This is a genomic window from Gracilinema caldarium (assembly GCF_029265695.1).
Classification (GTDB): domain Bacteria; phylum Spirochaetota; class Spirochaetia; order Treponematales; family Breznakiellaceae; genus Gracilinema; species Gracilinema caldarium_A.
In genome coordinates this window covers 1-16,006 of the sequence record NZ_JAJUHW010000051.1, presented here as the reverse complement: position 1 = coordinate 16,006, position 16,006 = coordinate 1, and the positions used below count along the sequence as shown (strand labels likewise).

At 46.5% G+C, this 16,006-nt stretch carries 15 protein-coding genes; 12 read left to right on the top strand and 3 right to left on the bottom strand.

Features of this window, described 5'->3' with window-relative positions:
• From Q7P68_RS12560 to Q7P68_RS12550, 3 genes are all read left to right on the top strand, one after another.
• Positions 1–516 (top strand): YggS family pyridoxal phosphate-dependent enzyme (locus tag Q7P68_RS12560; RefSeq protein WP_304226198.1); only part of this gene is annotated, 516 nt, incomplete at its 5' end.
• Positions 513–1,016 carry a hypothetical protein gene (locus Q7P68_RS12555; RefSeq protein WP_304226196.1) on the top strand — a complete coding sequence of 168 codons (504 nt, stop codon included), beginning with the start codon at positions 513–515 and terminating at the stop codon, positions 1,014–1,016. The genes Q7P68_RS12560 and Q7P68_RS12555, both read left to right, overlap by 4 nt.
• A gap of 4 nt (positions 1,017–1,020) precedes the next feature.
• The gene (locus Q7P68_RS12550) at positions 1,021–2,007 is read left to right on the top strand and encodes an RluA family pseudouridine synthase (protein WP_304226195.1); all 987 of its coding nucleotides are present in this window, start codon (positions 1,021–1,023) and stop codon (positions 2,005–2,007) included.
• Between the two features lie 4 nt (positions 2,008–2,011).
• On the opposite strand, the gene Q7P68_RS12545 is transcribed toward Q7P68_RS12550, so the two are convergent.
• Positions 2,012–3,322 (bottom strand): YhjD/YihY/BrkB family envelope integrity protein, encoded by a 1,311-nt coding sequence (locus Q7P68_RS12545; protein ID WP_304226193.1) that lies wholly within the window; start codon positions 3,320–3,322, stop codon positions 2,012–2,014.
• A 41-nt stretch (positions 3,323–3,363) separates the two neighbouring features.
• On the opposite strand from Q7P68_RS12545, the gene Q7P68_RS12540 reads away from it, so the two are divergent.
• A complete protein-coding gene (locus tag Q7P68_RS12540) occupies positions 3,364–4,155 on the top strand; it encodes a pseudouridine synthase (protein ID WP_304226191.1) in 792 nt (263 codons plus the stop codon).
• Here the strand turns inward: Q7P68_RS12540 and Q7P68_RS12535 are convergent.
• Both Q7P68_RS12535 and Q7P68_RS12530 read right to left on the bottom strand, forming a co-directional pair.
• Complete coding sequence (locus tag Q7P68_RS12535; RefSeq protein ID WP_304226189.1) at positions 4,113–5,267, bottom strand: sensor histidine kinase; 1,155 nt, start codon at positions 5,265–5,267, stop codon at positions 4,113–4,115. The genes Q7P68_RS12540 and Q7P68_RS12535 overlap by 43 nt on opposite strands.
• 20 nt (positions 5,268–5,287) lie before the next feature.
• Positions 5,288–6,670 (bottom strand): bifunctional folylpolyglutamate synthase/dihydrofolate synthase, encoded by a 1,383-nt coding sequence (locus tag Q7P68_RS12530; protein ID WP_304226188.1) that lies wholly within the window; start codon positions 6,668–6,670, stop codon positions 5,288–5,290.
• Between the two features lie 103 nt (positions 6,671–6,773).
• On the opposite strand from Q7P68_RS12530, the gene murC reads away from it, so the two are divergent.
• The 8 genes from murC to Q7P68_RS12490 all read left to right on the top strand — a co-directional run bounded on the left by murC (position 6,774) and on the right by Q7P68_RS12490 (position 15,824).
• Complete coding sequence (murC, locus tag Q7P68_RS12525; RefSeq protein ID WP_304226186.1) at positions 6,774–8,243, top strand: UDP-N-acetylmuramate--L-alanine ligase; 1,470 nt, start codon at positions 6,774–6,776, stop codon at positions 8,241–8,243.
• A complete protein-coding gene (locus tag Q7P68_RS12520; protein ID WP_304226184.1) occupies positions 8,215–9,081 on the top strand; it encodes a YicC/YloC family endoribonuclease in 867 nt (288 codons plus the stop codon). Before murC ends, Q7P68_RS12520 begins: the two co-directional genes overlap by 29 nt.
• Positions 9,078–9,608 (top strand): (d)CMP kinase, encoded by a 531-nt coding sequence (gene cmk / locus Q7P68_RS12515; RefSeq protein ID WP_304226183.1) that lies wholly within the window; start codon positions 9,078–9,080, stop codon positions 9,606–9,608. The genes Q7P68_RS12520 and cmk overlap by 4 nt, the downstream gene beginning before the upstream one ends.
• A 58-nt stretch (positions 9,609–9,666) precedes the next feature.
• Positions 9,667–11,886: a methyl-accepting chemotaxis protein gene (locus Q7P68_RS12510; protein WP_304226181.1), complete on the top strand. Its 2,220-nt coding sequence runs from the start codon at positions 9,667–9,669 to the stop codon at positions 11,884–11,886.
• 4 nt (positions 11,887–11,890) lie between these two features.
• On the top strand, positions 11,891–12,727 hold the full coding sequence (locus Q7P68_RS12505) for an HhH-GPD family protein (protein WP_304226179.1): 837 nt from the start codon (positions 11,891–11,893) through the stop codon (positions 12,725–12,727).
• A gap of 285 nt (positions 12,728–13,012) precedes the next feature.
• Positions 13,013–13,267 carry an SHOCT domain-containing protein gene (locus Q7P68_RS12500; protein ID WP_304226177.1) on the top strand — a complete coding sequence of 85 codons (255 nt, stop codon included), beginning with the start codon at positions 13,013–13,015 and terminating at the stop codon, positions 13,265–13,267.
• 21 nt (positions 13,268–13,288) lie between these two features.
• Complete coding sequence (locus Q7P68_RS12495; protein ID WP_304226175.1) at positions 13,289–14,767, top strand: 4Fe-4S binding protein; 1,479 nt, start codon at positions 13,289–13,291, stop codon at positions 14,765–14,767.
• Between the two features lie 121 nt (positions 14,768–14,888).
• Positions 14,889–15,824 carry an aldose epimerase family protein gene (locus tag Q7P68_RS12490; RefSeq protein ID WP_304226173.1) on the top strand — a complete coding sequence of 312 codons (936 nt, stop codon included), beginning with the start codon at positions 14,889–14,891 and terminating at the stop codon, positions 15,822–15,824.
• Positions 15,825–16,006: the final 182 nt, after the last annotated feature.

Here is a 16,006-nt window from a genome sequence, read left to right as displayed (position 1 = left end):
GCCAAGGCAAAATTCAGCACCATTCCGGATGATATAAAAGATATGGAGCTTCATTGTATTGGCAGGCTTCAGCGGAACAAGGTGAAAGGGGCGATACAGCTCTTTTCTTGCATACAGTCCGTTGACCGGGATGAACTGCTTGCTGAACTTGCCTTGCAATGTAAGAAAGCGGATATGACCATGGAAGTGCTTTTAGAACTTCATACCGGAGAGGATTCAAAAACGGGTTATCCCGACTTTGAATCTTTAGCAAGGGCAGCTGAACAGGCCATGGCATATCCCCAGATAACATTAAAGGGACTTATGACCATGGCCCCTTTCACTCATGATGTGAGCCAGATTCGAGAATCTTTTCGTACCCTTGTGGAGGCCCAAAGATTTCTGCAACAGCGCTTCCCGGAACTTAGTCTTGAGATACTCTCTATGGGTATGTCCAACGATTTTGAAATTGCCATAGAAGAGGGCTCTACCTTGCTTCGTATAGGTACAGCACTTTTCAAAGGAGATGGGCAATGAGGGAAGGGCAGGTGCGAATTTGGGCGAGCACTTTACTGTTACTCTTGTTGTTTACCGGTCCGCTTCCCTTCGCCGTTTCTCAGCAAAAGGATACACAGTCTGTTACAACGAAACAAATAGCGCCTGCTCCCTACCAGAAGGATGAATTTCCCGCTTGGCTCCTTGATCTGCGCCGAGCCGAAATTGTCGCCTTTGGTTCCCTTCCGTTCATGATGTTCTTTACCACCTTTGCAGTTGATTCATACCGTTTCTATAGCCATAACTGGGATCGCCTGTATGCTCCATGGCCCATCAAGGCTCCCGGGGCCATAGAAATGGACGAAACTCAGCGTATTGCTTCTTTTTCGGTCGCTGTCGGTCTTTCTGTTGCTGCTGCCCTGGTGGACTACATACTAGTGCAGAATAAACGGAGCCGGCAAAAGGAGTCTGCGCCGTCCATTTTGCAGCCCGATATTCGAATAGAGCCCTGGAATCCAGACCAGACTGGAGGTCAGGAATAAAACTGTGGAAACCTATTCAGGAATGGTTGGACACCAAGCCCAGGGAGGCATGCGGCTAGACCGGTATATTTCAGAGGTTCTTAATTTGATAAGCCGTTCACAGGTTAAGGCGAGGCATCTTTGCGCACAGGTAAACGGAAAGAATGTAAAAGTATCCCGTATTGTTGTGCCCGGAGATCAAATCAGTCTTTCCTGGGATGCACCGGAACCAACCGATCTTGTACCTGAAGATATTCCTTTTGACATTTTGTATGAGGATGACCGGGTCATTGTTATAAATAAACCTCAGGGACTGGTGGTGCATCCTGGGGCGGGTAATAAGCGGGGAACCCTTGCAAATGGGATCCTATACAGGAGGATGCTAAGGGGCAAAATGCCCTTATCCGAAATTGCTGGTGTTGCAACAAGGGAGAAAACAGGATCAGCGCAAGGCTCCGCTGAAGTTCTTCTTCGGCCTGGAATAGTACATCGTCTTGATAAGGATACAAGCGGTGTCATTATTGCCACCTACGACGATGAAGCCCTGGTGTTTCTTGCAAATCAGTTTAAGGCGCGGCAAACAAAAAAAACCTATGTAGCCATAGTGCGGGGAAGGCTTCCCCAGTCAAAGGGCAGGATAGAAACTTTTATAGCCAGAGATAAGCATAACCGGAAACTATTTACCTGTACTAAAAACCAGGGGAAACATGCGGTAACCCTGTACCGCGTTTTGCAGGAATTTGGTTCCTACAGCCTCGTCCTATTACGGCCAAAAACCGGAAGGACCCACCAGCTTCGTGTGCATATGCGCTTTTTGGGTTGCCCCATACTGGGGGATCCCCTATACTCTGCTAAGGATCATCGGTTTCCCAAGGCAACCCTGATGCTCCATGCGCTAAGGCTTCGCATTCTTTTACCAGGCCAGTCAGAGCCGGAACAATTTTTAGCCCCCTTGCCGCATCGGTTTAAAGAGATACTAAAAAAGCTGAAAGCTGGGTCAGCAAAAAGCTAAATCCCTACAGACTTCTCATTTTGTCATTTGCAAATTTAATACGTCTCGAAAGGGAATCTATAATATAGCGGGCCGTTTCTGGATCATTTTGTAAAACCTGTTCAAACACGTTTGGCGGCAGCTCTATAATAATTGCTTCTGATTCGGTAATTGCCGTTGCAGTTCTGGGCTCGGAAAGCAGATATGCCATTTCGCCGATAAAATTGCCTTCATTAAGAACCGCAATTTTCTGGAGCGATCCCTTTTCGTCCTGGATATAGATTCCAACACTGCCAGAAAGAATATAAAAGATCGTTGAACCTGTTTCTCCGGCACCAAAGAGTTTGAAGCCAGCTTCGTAGGACCTGATATATTTTTTCATCTCCCCCGATGGACTTCCAAATATGTGTTTTTCAAAATTGGGTATTTTATTATTCCCAGTCTGCGGTCCTGAAGCCTGCATTTTTCTAAAGCGGGTAAACATAAGCGCATTGAATGAATTGATTACATAAGAAAATTGGGCTCCAAGAAAGAAGAAGGTGAAGAAGAAGTAAACATTAGCCAGAAGCAGCACCACATTGCCGAGAGCTCCGTAAACCAGGTTGTAGCGGTCTGGGTTCACAAGGGTCTGAAAAATAAGCGATACACTGCTATAAAGGACTATGGCGAGCAGGGTCCCCTGGAATGCTGACATACGGCTTGGCGGATTATAGGGTACAAACCGATAGGCTCCGTAGGTGAGTAGTCCCAGGCCTACAATGGGCAGTATCAACGCAATGAAACGAAGAAGCGGAAGCAGCAAAGGGAAAAAACGGCCCAGCCGAGATTGCTCAAAAAATAAAATGGCTTCCCGGCTTGAAAAAATAAAAAGCAGCGCATATGCAATAGCCGCCAATTCTATGGCAAAGGGCATAAGGGTATCTTTTACCGGTTTTTGTTTTCCCGGAGGGTTGGGGTATATTACCCGGAGGCCCCGTTGCAGCGACAGTGCAAAGACACGCCCTGTCCATAATAGGTTAAGAATAGTAATGATACCTGAAAATTTATTTTCTGAAGCAAAAATAAACGAGGATGTTAGGCTCTGGCTGTCTAACAAAATTCCAAGACTACCTAAATAGGAATTACTGAAACTGTTAAATACATCATGTAAAGCCGATGGCGCAGCACGAAAAATGTTGGACAAAAGCAGAACCATGAGCAGCAAGGCTGGCGCTGCGGAAAGGAAAAAACCATAAGCCCCTGCGGCAGCATGGTTAGCCAGTTCGTTTTTTGAAAACAGCTGGAATGTTAATAAAAATTTACTGCCCGTAGCTTTTAAAAATTCTTTCTTTTTCACAATTGCAAGTATGCCGGTAATTGAGTATTATCGCAAGGTCTATGATGGTGACCTCATCTGAACCTTTTGTCTGTGCTGAGACCCCCTCGTACCTGCTGGTTTACAAACCTCCGGGGCTTCCTACGGCCCCCCTCACTGTCACAGAAGAACATACCCTCGTTCAATGGTGCGTCAAACGCTTTCCAGAGGTCGGCAACATAAAGGGCAGAAAACTCATAGAGGGCGGTTTGCTCCATCGGCTGGATACGGATACCAACGGCCTTGTGCTTTTTGCCCGAACCCAGGAAGCCTATGACCTTATATCTGCTCAGCAAGAAGGTGGCCTATTTCTTAAAACCTATCGGGCCTGGTGCATAAAAAAGGAAGAGGTAAGACAAGCCATAGGTCCTGGGTTTCCGCCCCTGCCGTTTCAAATTGATTGGTCCTGTAAGGCTCCCTTCTTAGTAGAAAGCGCCTTTAGACCCTACGGTCCCGGCCGCAAAGCAGTCCGGCCTGTGGTGATAGATAAAAAGACCAAAGAGATAAGCCTAGATCATGGAAAGCCCTATAGGACTATCGTACTTTCAGTACAAACAGAGCCGCAACATGAATCGTTGTTTGTGGTTAATGCGCAAATAGCACGGGGTTTCCGTCATCAGATCCGCTGCCATCTTGCCTGGATTGGTATGCCCATACTGGGAGATAAACTTTATAATCCCCATGGTATTTTTAAAGAGCACGAAAAAGAGCTGCTTTATCTCCAAGCCTGGGCAGTAGAATTCAGAGATCCCGAAACCGGTGAAGCGGTACGTTACGAACTCAGTTCTTCCACCGAAACAGGCGGAATGGTTTGATCCTCTTCTATACCGAATCTTATTTCGTGAATGAGACCCCCCAGCCGTTTTACATTCCATTGACCAAGCAGCTGCTGCTCTACGAGATTCTTTATCAATATGAAACCTAGTGAATAATCGCCGCCCTCTGCCTTAAGCCTGTCCTGGCCGATACCAAAACCGCTACCATTATCCGAAATGGTCAACACCACTTGATTGTTAGATTCTTTAATCTCGATGAATATGCGTTTTTCTGAACCTGTATGGTTTTGGAACGAATATTTGTGGGAATTAGAGACAATTTCGTTCAGTACAAGACAAAGAAGTGTCGCCTGGTTAATGGTTAAAAAAATGGGATCGATAGTTAGCGAAACCTGGATATTATCATCAAAGAGAGCATCGAGCCCTTCAATCATACGGCGGATAGGTTCTTCGATGGGTATTTTCCCCACCTGACCCTTGTCCGATAGGCTTTCATGAACCGCCCCAATGGCCATGATTCGCGTCTGGGCTTCCTGGAGTACCTGAAAGGGACTTTCATCGCTTAATGTGGTGATCTGCAGCGAGAGGAGACTGGAAAGGATCTGCAGATTGTTTTTTACCCGATGGTGTACTTCCCGGATGAGTATGCTTTTATCTTCCAGGGCTTTCCGTAATTTCATCTCCGCAATTTTTTGGTCCGTCACATCCTCAATGGTCAGGAATGAAAAGCGAAGGTGTTTGACATTGTACTGCAATCCCTGAATAGCCGCCTTAAGGTATTTCCTGCCGATAAGATGAAAGTTGCGGTAAATATCAATGACCTGTGGTTCTGGCCCTTGTTTTTTTTCCAGGAGCTGTTGCATTTCCTTGAAATCAAAAAAACCGTCAGCCATGGTAAGAAAATTTTGACCCAGAACAATTCCAGGGGTGAGATTAAAGAGGTCATAAAAAGCGAGGTTTGCGGAAATTACCTTTTTTGTTTCATCCAACACCACCAGGGGATGTTTGACCGAATCGATAATACTTTCAGCGTAGTCCAGGGCATCTCGGGATTTTTTTTCCGCCCATTTGCGTTCTATGATTTCGTTCTTAAGTTGATTAATAATCCGTATTACATCTTCATCATATTTTGCTGCTGCTTTATCATTCATAAAAACATCCTTGTTTATAACTATAACTTAAAAGTCCTGACTTCGGCTGCAAGATAGAATGAACCAGCTGCCAGGACTGCTTTGTGCTGTTGTTTTGATAACATAAATGTTCGCCGGATAGCCTCCTCTGTATCCGGTATACACTCTATATCCACATTAAAGCTATCTTGTATATCTGTAAAGGCTTTTCGTGTTTTTTCCAGGTCGCTTTTTTTAAAACTCCCCGGCGTTGTTAAGACAATTTGATTAAAATGCGGAAGCAGAATCTGAGCCATGGATGCAGCATCCTTGTCAGCAGCGCAGGCAAAAAGAAGAATATTGCCGGAGCCATATAGGCTTACAAAGGTTTCTGTACAGAGCTTTATGCTCCGTGGTGTATGGGCCCCGTCGATTATGATGTCCGGCTCTTCTCGTATCCGTTCGAACCGGGCTGGGATGCGCGTTTTCTTAAGCCCCTTAAGTAAAATCTCCTGGTTAATTTCTGGATAGGTAAGTCTGACCGCCGTATACGCCTGGAGGGCATTGTGGGCCTGTATGGCTCCGACCAGCGATAGATTGATGAAAAAAGCTGTTTTACCGCTTCCATCGTTGAGCGGTGAGTGTGGCATTCTTTTATTTATATTGATGGAGAACTCAGTTCCCCCCTTACTGACCTTAAGCTGATTTATTTTAGCCAATTCTGGAATGTACCAGAGGGGAGATGAACAAGTCTTGGCAGTGCTCTGAAAGACTCTGTATGCTTCTTCTCGCTGTTCTGATACAAGTACAGGTCTACCGGGTTTTATAATACCTGCTTTTTCACCTGCGATAGCTTCTATGGTATTTCCAAGATATTGGGTGTGTTCCAGTTCAATGGGGGTAATGACAGAGAGTATAGGGTCCACAATGTTGGTCGCATCCAGGCGGCCACCCATACCGGTCTCGACCACCATGACATCGCAGCGGGAGGCTCGGCAACAGAGGAAAAAATATAGAGTGAGGAGTTCAAAAAAGGTAGGGCTCTCTCCTTCCGGAGCATCGGGACTAAAAAGTGCTGGATACTGCAAAACCGCCCTGTTTACCAGCTCTTTCAGTTCATTGCCCGCTTCCGCATATACCGATTCATCAAAAAAACGATCCGCCAGGGATACCCGTTCTCGGTATTCAGTAATGTGGGGAGACACATAGCGGCCTGTTTTAAATCCCGCCTCATGGAGCATGGATGCAATCATGGTAGTTACCGATCCCTTGCCCTTGGATCCTGCGATATGAATAACCGGGGCACTGAGTTCTGGGTGACCCGCTAGTTCCGCAAGGATGTGCATCCTGTCTAGCCTGAAAGCTTTAGCTGAAAGGCCCCGTTCAAAGTTGATAAAACCGGAGAGCCACGAAAAGACCTCTTGGGAGCCGGAGAAGGAATACATAAATCTATTTGTATCAGCCTATTGTCGATTTGGGAAGTGGAATTTGTATGAAATCATTCTAGGTTGCGTTGAAAAAAGCATTCCGTTAGGTTAGGATGCGTCTATGGAATTCTTTGATCTTCCCGAAAACCTTAAGGGCCTCAAGGTCCATTTTGTCGGTATAAAGGGTACCGGTATGTGCGCCCTGGCGGAGCTTTTCCTGCGTTCAGGTGCCCAAGTTTCCGGTTCTGACCGGCCTGAGCAATTTTACACCGATGAAATCCTTAAACGTTTAGGAATACCCTACCGCGATACCTTTTCTGCTCTCAATGTTCCCCCCGACGTAGATATGGTCATATATTCTGCGGCTTATAGCCCGGATACCAATGAAGAACTCAAGGCCGCTATGGCCCGGTCTCTGCCGGTTCTCAAATATACCGACGCCCTCGGAGCCTATTCCCGCCGTTTTGATTCGTCCGGCATTGCGGGCGTTCACGGAAAGACCACCACAACCGCCCTCACCGGGACTCTTCTCCGGGGCCTTGCTCTGCCGGCCCAGATATTAGCAGGAAGTGCAGTAGGCAACTTTGAAGGGAAATCTACCCTCGTTTTGGGAGACCGTTTTTTTGTAGCCGAGACCTGCGAATACAGGCGCCATTTTCTTTCTTTTCATCCGCGGCGTATTGTGCTGACCAGTGTGGAAAGTGACCATCAGGATTATTATCCGACCTATGAGTCCATACGGGATGCCTTTGTTGAATATGGACGGCTCCTTCCTCAGGGGGGAGAGCTTATTTATTGCGCCGATGATGAGGGTGCCAGTGAAGTGGCCCGTCTGCTTCGCGCTGAACGGAAGGACATAAGCCTTATACCCTACGGATTTAGTGCAGAGGGGGATTACCGAATAAGCAGCATGCAGAATGGTGATGAATGTACCATCTTTACATTGCAGGGTTTTCCCATGACGTTCAGGCTCCCTGTTCCCGGAAAGCATACGGTGCTGAATGCCGCCGCTGCCCTGGCCTTGAGTCTTTCCCTTTATAAAACATATACAGCCAGCGATACGGTAAAAGATGAAATCCTCGAGGCCCTTGCTGCCGCCCTTGGGTCTTTTAAGGGGAGCAAACGCCGCTCTGAAATCATTGGAGAAGCCAATGGAATTCTCATCATGGACGACTACGGCCACCATCCGACGGCTATCCAGACAACCCTGGAAGGCCTCCGTGCCTTTTATCCCCGGCGCCGGATTGTGGTAAGTTTTATGTCCCACACCTACACCCGGACCGCAGCTCTGCTCGATGAATTTGCCGCTTCCCTTAAAGCTGCCGATGTGGTCATTCTGCACAAAATTTATGGGTCCGCCCGGGAACAATATACTGGTGGTGTTACTGGCAGAACACTTTTTGAAAAAACCCAGGCACTGCGGGACCAGGTGTACTATTTTGATGAAGTGATGGATGCGCTGCCCTTTCTGAAACAGGAACTAAGGGCGGGCGATCTTTTTATTACCATGGGGGCCGGAGATAATTGGAAGTTAGCCCAAGCCCTCTACGAGGAGTTGCATCATGAAGAGCATGACCGGCTATGCGTATAAAGAGTTGAGAAATGAAACGGTTTCCCTTTCGGTAGAAATAAAGGGATACAATAACCGGTTTCTGGAAATGTTCATCAATCTGCCCCCCTTTCTTGGTATGCTGGAAAATCGTATCCGTGAGGCTGTTGCAGCCCGCTGCGAACGGGGTAAGATAGAGCTTTCCCTGCGCCTCAAAGAACTGGCCACCGATGTATCGGTATCTATCGATAAAAGTGCTGCCCAAGCCTATTATGCGGCCATGCTGGAATTGGCCCAATCCCTTGCCCTGGACGAAAAACCAAAACTCCATACGATACTTGGCATGGAGGGAGTACTCCAGATTGATAAAATCCGAGATCCAGAACGTTATTGGCAGCTTATTGAACCGGTGTTGCAAGTTGCTCTGGACCAGTTTGAAGCAGAACGGATCCGGGAGGGACGGGCGACGGAGGCCGATATCCTGAGCCATATAACCAAACTTGAGGCCGCCTCTGGGGTGGTTGAGCAGCATGCCCCCCTCTTGGAAACGCAAATTAAAGAAAACCTTCGCAGCCGTTTTGCAGAGCTTTTAGGAGACAGCATCGACGAAAACAGAATTCTTGCGGAAACCGCAGTTCTTTTAATGAAATATACGATTTCGGAGGAATTAACCCGTCTTAAAGCCCATTTAGCGGAATTTAGGGCAGAGGTAGAGCGTAACCCCGCGCCGGGTAAAAAGCTGGACTTCCTCTGCCAGGAGATTAACCGTGAGGTGAACACGATTGGGTCCAAGAGTCCGATTCTGGATGTGAGCCGGGCGGTGGTTACCATGAAGGACGCACTGGAAAATGTACGGGAACAACTAAGGAATATAGAATGAATAAAAGGGATCCAAAAATTGCAATTTCCGGAAAAAGCGGCTGCGGGAATACCACGGTAAGCCGCCTTGTGGCTGAAAAGTTAGGGCTCAGGTTCATCAATTTTACTTTCCGGACCCTGGCTCAAGAGATGGGTCTGACCCTGGAAGCGGTGCTAGAAAAGGCAAAGGATGACGAATGGTGGGACCGGGAAGTGGACCGGAGACAGGTGGAACTGGCACGCCAGGATGGGGGCTGTGTACTGGGGTCCCGGCTGGCTATCTGGATGCTCCCGGAAGCGGACCTTAAAGTGTACCTTAAAGCATCTCCAGAGGTGCGGCTTGAACGCATTTACAAGCGGGAAGGGGGAGACCGTGCTGCCTTAGCCTCTTTTACCGCAGAACGGGACCGGCAGGATCGGGAGCGGTATCTCCGTTTATATAATATTGACAACAACGATTACCATTTTGCTGATATAATTATAGACACGGACCATATGGGACCGGAGGCTATTGCGGACTATATTATAGAAACCTTGCAAAAGAGGTAGAAATGCCGAAAGCTGTTTAATATAAACCTTTTGTAAGTTTTGTAGAGAGGAAACATGAATGTTGTTTAAAAGGGTACTGTCCTTACTGCTGATGGTCTTTTTATCCCTGTCGGCTTTTGGCCAAAGTAATGGCAGAAATCAGTATGCCCTTTCCCAATGGCAAACCCAGGTAGGAGATGTCATTGATGGTTCTTCTGTTAATTTTGATCCCAGTCTCTGGAGTCCCTGTTCTATACCCGGAGATGTTAAGCTCCAGGGCGGATATGCATGGCTATATACCGAATTTGAATTAAATGCCGTGCCTTTTAAGATGCCCTATTATATTGTGTTAGGCAGGCTTGATGCGGCCTATAAAGTATATTTGAATGGCTCTTTAGTTGCTTCAAGGGGCACCTTCCCTTCCGAAACGGAGCGGTTTTCCCTTCCTGGAAACCATTCTGCTTATTTTTTACTTCCTTCTGGTCTTCTTAAAACCTCGGGCAAGAACGTGCTCGCCCTGCGGCTTTACAGCCCGGCAAGTTCGGTTGCTTTGTATACCGCTGACATTACCGACAAAACGACAGTCCTGTTCGAAGAAAATGTGGTCACTTTTTTAAATGCCACCCTGTACACCATTTTAGCAGCCCTGTGCGCCTTTATAGGTATCTATTTTTTTGCTCTGTGGCTGGTTCGGAAAAAGGATACACCGCATTTATGGTATGCATTGGCAGCCCTTGCTATAGCCCTCTATTTTACAGAGATAGGTGCTTCTTCTACAATGCTACCCTATGGGATTAACCGTGCAATTGCCAAAGCAGGTTTGAGCATTTCTATGGCAGCCCTGGTTAAGTTTTTTATTGCTTTTTGCGAACTAAGAATGCCGCGATGGTTTTCGTGGCTACTTTTTATTGTTCCCCTCGGTATAACAACTACTTTTCTCAGTGTCAGCAATGACCTAATTGCCATAGGTAAGGTTTTTAATACAGCCCTGCTATTCATTCAATTTTGTATAGTTTTCATTGCAGTTGTTACAATCCGCTCTGTAGCCAAAGGCAAAAAGGAAGCGCTTCCTCTGCTATTTGGAGTAATTCTTGGGGTAGGTTTGGGAACCCACGATGTCATTTATTCAGTGCTGGGAAAAAAACCTCTGGTCTGGCTGCAGGGAATTGGTTTTTTCTGCCTTAATTTGTCTTTATTTATATCTCTTACCTTTCGTTCTTCCCGGCTATACAAGGATTTAGAAACCTATGCAGCTGCTGTCCGGCAAAAAACGGAACAGCTTGGAAAGTTTATCGGCCAATTGGAAGAAACGGCGCTGACTATTTCCTCCATTACTACCGCAATAGATAATGATGCGGGGCAAGCTGCTCGTTCTGCAGAAAAAATGGCCAGCGGAGCAGAACAGATTCGCCATGGTGCAGAGGCCCAGATCCGGGCGGTACAAGATTCCCGGCAGGCTATTCAGCATTTTACAGCCTCCTTGGAAAGGGTAAACTCTGGAGTACAGCATCAGGCGGAAGGCATAAGGCAATCTGCCGATTCTGTTTCTGTAGTGGCCGATGCTGTGGCCGATGTGGCAACCCATATGGAACAGACCGCCCGCTCTGCGGAAGCGCTCAAACAGTCGGCTGAGCAGGGACTTATCGCATCCCAAGAGATGACCGAGACTATCGATAAAATAAAAAGCCTCTCCGGCACAATTGTTGATATTGTAAAAGCTGTAGAAGATTTTGCAGAACGGACCAATCTTTTGGCCATGAATGCCGCTATAGAAGCAGCACATTCCGGGGCTGCAGGGCGGGGTTTTGCGGTCATTGCCAATGAGATTAAAAATTTAGCCAGCGCTTCCGCAGAGCGGGCCGGTAAGATCCGGGATTCAATTAGAGAAATTACGAGCCGGATCGAATCCAGCGTAGAAGCTAATGGTCGTATGACCCATGCTTTGGCTGAAGTTTCGTCAAGTTCACGTCTTACCCTGGACAGCATCGTATCAATACGGAATGCCCTCCAAGCCCAGCAAGGCGCTTCGGAACAGCTGAGAAAGAATCTTTCTGATTTGTCCGATACGGCCCACAGCATTCGTGAAGAAGCGGGAAAACAGCAAAAAGAGGGCCATACGGTGGAATTGAAAATTGATGAACTGTTGGCTATTTCGGAACGTTTAAATAAAGAAATAGATGCAATAGTCCGCGAAAATGCCAGCATTGTACAAATGGTTCAGCAGCTCGCTGTGGTGAGCGGACAGGGTAAACAGGCAGTTGTATCGATGAATGCACTTTTGGAATCCCGGACTGCATAAGGTTATGCTAAATAAAGAACCATTCTTTTATGCCTCTGATCAAATTTCGGAATTCAAATCTGCTGTCTGGGAAAACTATAAGGTTCAAGGGAGAGATCTTCCCTGGCGTAACATAGATGACAGCTGGGCTGTCCTCGTTTCTGAGGTGATGCTCCAGCAGACACAGACGGGTAGGGTCCTATCATATTGGCATCGCTGGATGGAAAAATGGCCAACCCCACAACCCCTGGCCGCCGCTTCTATGGAAGAAGTACTCCGTGAATGGACGGGGCTTGGGTACAATCGGCGGGGACGCTTTCTTAAACTTGCATCTGAAAAAATCGTGACCGAGTTTGGCGGCCAGGTGCCAAGAACGAGGGAAGCTCTTCTGCAGCTTCCTGGCATCGGACCCTATACGGCAGGGGCTATTCTTTGTTTTGCCTACAATGAGCCTGTTGTGTTTATCGAAACAAATATCCGCTCAGCTGTCCTGCATTTCTTTTATCATGATGAAAAAAAGGTCCCGGATAGTTTGCTTTTGCCCATTTTAGAACAGACTCTGGACAGGGAGCAACCACGCCAGTGGTATTACGCGTTGATGGACTATGGAGCATCACTCAAAAAAATAACAGAAAATCCAAGCCGCCGCAGCGCTCACTATACGCGGCAGTCTCCCTTTAAGGGTTCTCTCCGCGAGGCCCGGGGGTTTATTGTGCGCAGTCTCGCAAAAACTGGTCCCTTAACCCTGGAACAACTGGCTCAATCTACTGAAATTGAATACGAACGGCTCCGTTCTGCCGCCGAGTCTTTGCAAAAAGAAGGCATGGTGGCAGAAAATGAAGGCCGGTATTACATAGTCTAACGGAAAATAAAGGGGTAAATAATTCCCGCGCTTGTCCTGCGATTCATACAAATAGAGAAATATTTTCTCGCTGTTCAGGTTTATTATTGTATCTCTCTTTTTTAATTAAAAAAATTATGGTAAATAAAATATTAAATACATATAAATTAGTATATGTATATATATAACATATATTTACCCAATGGTTTGAAAAAATTAAAAAGTGTTCTCTTATGTTTCATAAAACATTACATCCAATCGATCTCTTGGCATGGAAATTGCTATAAACAATATACGGAGGATTCTATGTTGTTACGCGGTTTTTATGGCTATGCTGGAATAGGCTGGTTTTCAATCCTGCATTGGGCAGGAATTGGAATTTTGCTTGTTTTAATTGTTTGGCTTATAATTTCATTCAGCAGAAAAGGACATTATGCAAAACAGGAATCGGTCACCAAGGGTATTGATATCTTGATAGAACGGTACGCACGGGGAGAAATTTCAGCTGAAACTTTTAAAGCTATGAAGTCTGAGCTTGAGGCAACAGAACAAGCAAAATAGATTTTTTAAGGAGGAACTGAGATGGCGAAAAAAATGCACCCCGTCCAGATTGCGCGGCGGATTTCCCTGGGAATCGTATTAGTGGGACTTACGATTCTGACCATTTTACATCAAAAAATGCAGGGAATACCTTCGATCGATGCATTAGATCCCTTCGGAGGCCTTGAAACATTGATGAAATTCCTTGCTGGCGGGGAGTTCATCAAAAAAATTGAACCTGGAAATATCGTGTTATTTGGGGCTGTAGTAGCCCTTGGCCTAGTGCTTTCTCGTTTTTTCTGCGGTTGGTTCTGCGCCTTTGGTGCTCTGCAGGGTGTTTTTGGCTGGATCGGACAGAAAATATTCAAGAAACGTTTTGTAGTTCCCGCGAAAATTGATAAGGTCTTACGTTGGGCGAAATATCCTGTTTTGGTTGCAATTATTTACTTTACTTGGACAACCGCCAGCCTTGTCATTCGGCCCTATGATCCTTTAGCTGCCTTTGGTCATTTATCTGTTGGTTTCCCCGATCTTTGGACCGAATTTGCCGTCGGTTTTGTACTGCTTATTCTTATTCTGGTCGGTTCCATGTTTTATGATCGGGTGTTTTGCAAATATATGTGTCCCCTCGGAGCAGTGAACGCAATTCTGAGTAGGGTCCCTCTTTTTAGAATTAAACGGGTGGAAAGCACCTGTATCAGCTGTTCCAAATGCGACCGGGTTTGCCCCATGAATGTAGAGGTTTCGACCGTACAGGTGGTGAATTCCCCCGAATGTATTGCCTGTATGGAATGTGTAACCGCCTGTCCTACAAAGAAACCTTCACTGGTTGCAACTTTGGCGGGTAAGGCAGTTAATTTGTGGACTCCCATCATTATTGGACTCGCTATCTATATTGGGGCTGCCCTCATCGGTCAAGCTACTAATATGCTCCAATTTGTTGCACCAAAACTTACTGACCTTGCAAGCAAGGGAAACATCAATGTAGCGGATATTAAGGGCTCATCAACCTATGCGGAAGTGGCCGCTGCTTTTGGAATTGAGACTGAGCGGTTATATCGCGAACTTGGTCTAGATATGAAAAAGGTCCCTGAGACCACAAAACTTAAAGATACAGCTGCCCTTGCAGATATTGAAGACTTTGAGACCGACACCGTTCGCTTTGCCGTGGCCAAAATTTTGGGCGTGCCTTATGAAGGTGAAAGTGCAGAAACTGGCACAACCGAAAAGCCAGCTGAAACTTCTGCAGCTCCGCAGGCTCAAGAGCAGCAAGCCGAACCTACATCAGCAAAAACAGAAACTGCAAAACCTGCTGCCGCTGCTTTTACAGTTCCTGCTGACTTTGTACTGGAAGGAACAATGACTATCCAGGATGTAGCTAAGGCTCTTTCGGTTTCCACCCAACAGGTTATTCAGAAACTGGGCCTCCCTGCAGATATCCCAGTTGATAAGCCCCTGCGGGACATGAAAGACCAGTATGGCTATACCATGACTACCCTAAAAGATAAAATTAAGGAGTGAGCTAACTTTAACAGTCGCTCCCTGAGTACAGCCCCGGCGTTTTTCATGTGCCGGGGCTATTCTGAATTTGGTTCTCCTTACTTAACGATTTTAAGTTTTTCTGGTAATACTCGCGTTTAGTATGTACAATCCAAAAATTTTTAACACTAAAGTCGCAGGTTTTGATGCTGTCGGTATACAGAGCCGCGCTGTGGAACTCCTGATGGTTCCCAAACTAGGGGGACGTGTTGTAAGCCTCCGCAACATTAAAAGCGGTCGGGAATGGCTCTGGCACCAGGACCGACCTGATTGGCTATGGCCCAATGAAGCCGGAGATAGTTTTGGCATAAGTCCTCAGGCTGGAATTGATGAATGTATTCCCTCGGTGGCTGGATGTTTTTTCAGGAAAAATCAAATTCCAGACCATGGAGAAGTTTGGTATCAAAGCTGGCAAATTGATTCCGATGCTCTTTCGCATAATGTTCTTAAATCTACCGTTAATCTTCCTATTACCAACATGTCCTTTAGCAGGGCAATTAGAATGACTGAAGAAAACTCGCTTCTTTTCGAATACAGCCTTGAAAATCACAATACGACTGAAGAACCCTTTATATGGTCCTTGCATCCGCTTAAAAATATTATAGAGGGGGACATCATAGAACTTCCCCGGGAGGTTACTTTCATGAGGCTCGACGGCGGCCTCGGTGTGCCAATCTCTCGGGGTGATATCTGGTCATATCCAGAACCCTTTCCTGGCATCAGGCTTGATGTCTGCCAAGTCCCTGGCGAAATTGATGAACGGTGTGTCAAGGGTTTTGCAGGCCCACTTACAAGCGGATGGGCCACCATAAGAAATACTGTTACCGGAGACCGATTAGAACTTCGCTGGGATGCAAATTTTGCTCCATATCTGGGATTATGGATTAACCGCGGCCTCTCTGGGTTCCACCATGTGGCTCTAGAACCCTGTACCGGCATCCCCGATTCTTTGTTTATTGCAGCCGAGGAATGGAAAACGGTCAAGACAATACAAGGCGGTGAAAAATTGGAGTGGTCCTTGCAGATTGTAATTTCATGATACACATAAGATGTTCCTCTTGACATTTTCCTTCTAAATTGTTAAAAATGAATCTACTGAGTTCGCCGAGGGCGCACAAATAAAATCGCGGCTGTCGTACAGCGAGCGCCAACGGCGCGAGATGCAAGACAGCTACCTTAGACATAGTGCGCCGAGGGCGCACAAATAAAATCGCGGCTGTC

Coding starts and splice junctions, on each gene's coding strand:
- Q7P68_RS12555 (WP_304226196.1), top strand. CDS start 513: ATGAGGGAAGGGCAGGTGCGAATTTGGGCGAGCACTTTACTGTTACTC.
- Q7P68_RS12540 (WP_304226191.1), top strand. CDS start 3,364: ATGATGGTGACCTCATCTGAACCTTTTGTCTGTGCTGAGACCCCCTCG.
- Q7P68_RS12535 (WP_304226189.1), bottom strand. CDS start 5,267: ATGAATGATAAAGCAGCAGCAAAATATGATGAAGATGTAATACGGATT.
- Q7P68_RS12530 (WP_304226188.1), bottom strand. CDS start 6,670: ATGTATTCCTTCTCCGGCTCCCAAGAGGTCTTTTCGTGGCTCTCCGGT.
- murC (WP_304226186.1), top strand. CDS start 6,774: ATGGAATTCTTTGATCTTCCCGAAAACCTTAAGGGCCTCAAGGTCCAT.
- Q7P68_RS12520 (WP_304226184.1), top strand. CDS start 8,215: ATGAAGAGCATGACCGGCTATGCGTATAAAGAGTTGAGAAATGAAACG.
- cmk (WP_304226183.1), top strand. CDS start 9,078: ATGAATAAAAGGGATCCAAAAATTGCAATTTCCGGAAAAAGCGGCTGC.
- Q7P68_RS12510 (WP_304226181.1), top strand. CDS start 9,667: ATGTTGTTTAAAAGGGTACTGTCCTTACTGCTGATGGTCTTTTTATCC.
- Q7P68_RS12505 (WP_304226179.1), top strand. CDS start 11,891: ATGCTAAATAAAGAACCATTCTTTTATGCCTCTGATCAAATTTCGGAA.
- Q7P68_RS12500 (WP_304226177.1), top strand. CDS start 13,013: ATGTTGTTACGCGGTTTTTATGGCTATGCTGGAATAGGCTGGTTTTCA.
- Q7P68_RS12495 (WP_304226175.1), top strand. CDS start 13,289: ATGGCGAAAAAAATGCACCCCGTCCAGATTGCGCGGCGGATTTCCCTG.
- Q7P68_RS12490 (WP_304226173.1), top strand. CDS start 14,889: ATGTACAATCCAAAAATTTTTAACACTAAAGTCGCAGGTTTTGATGCT.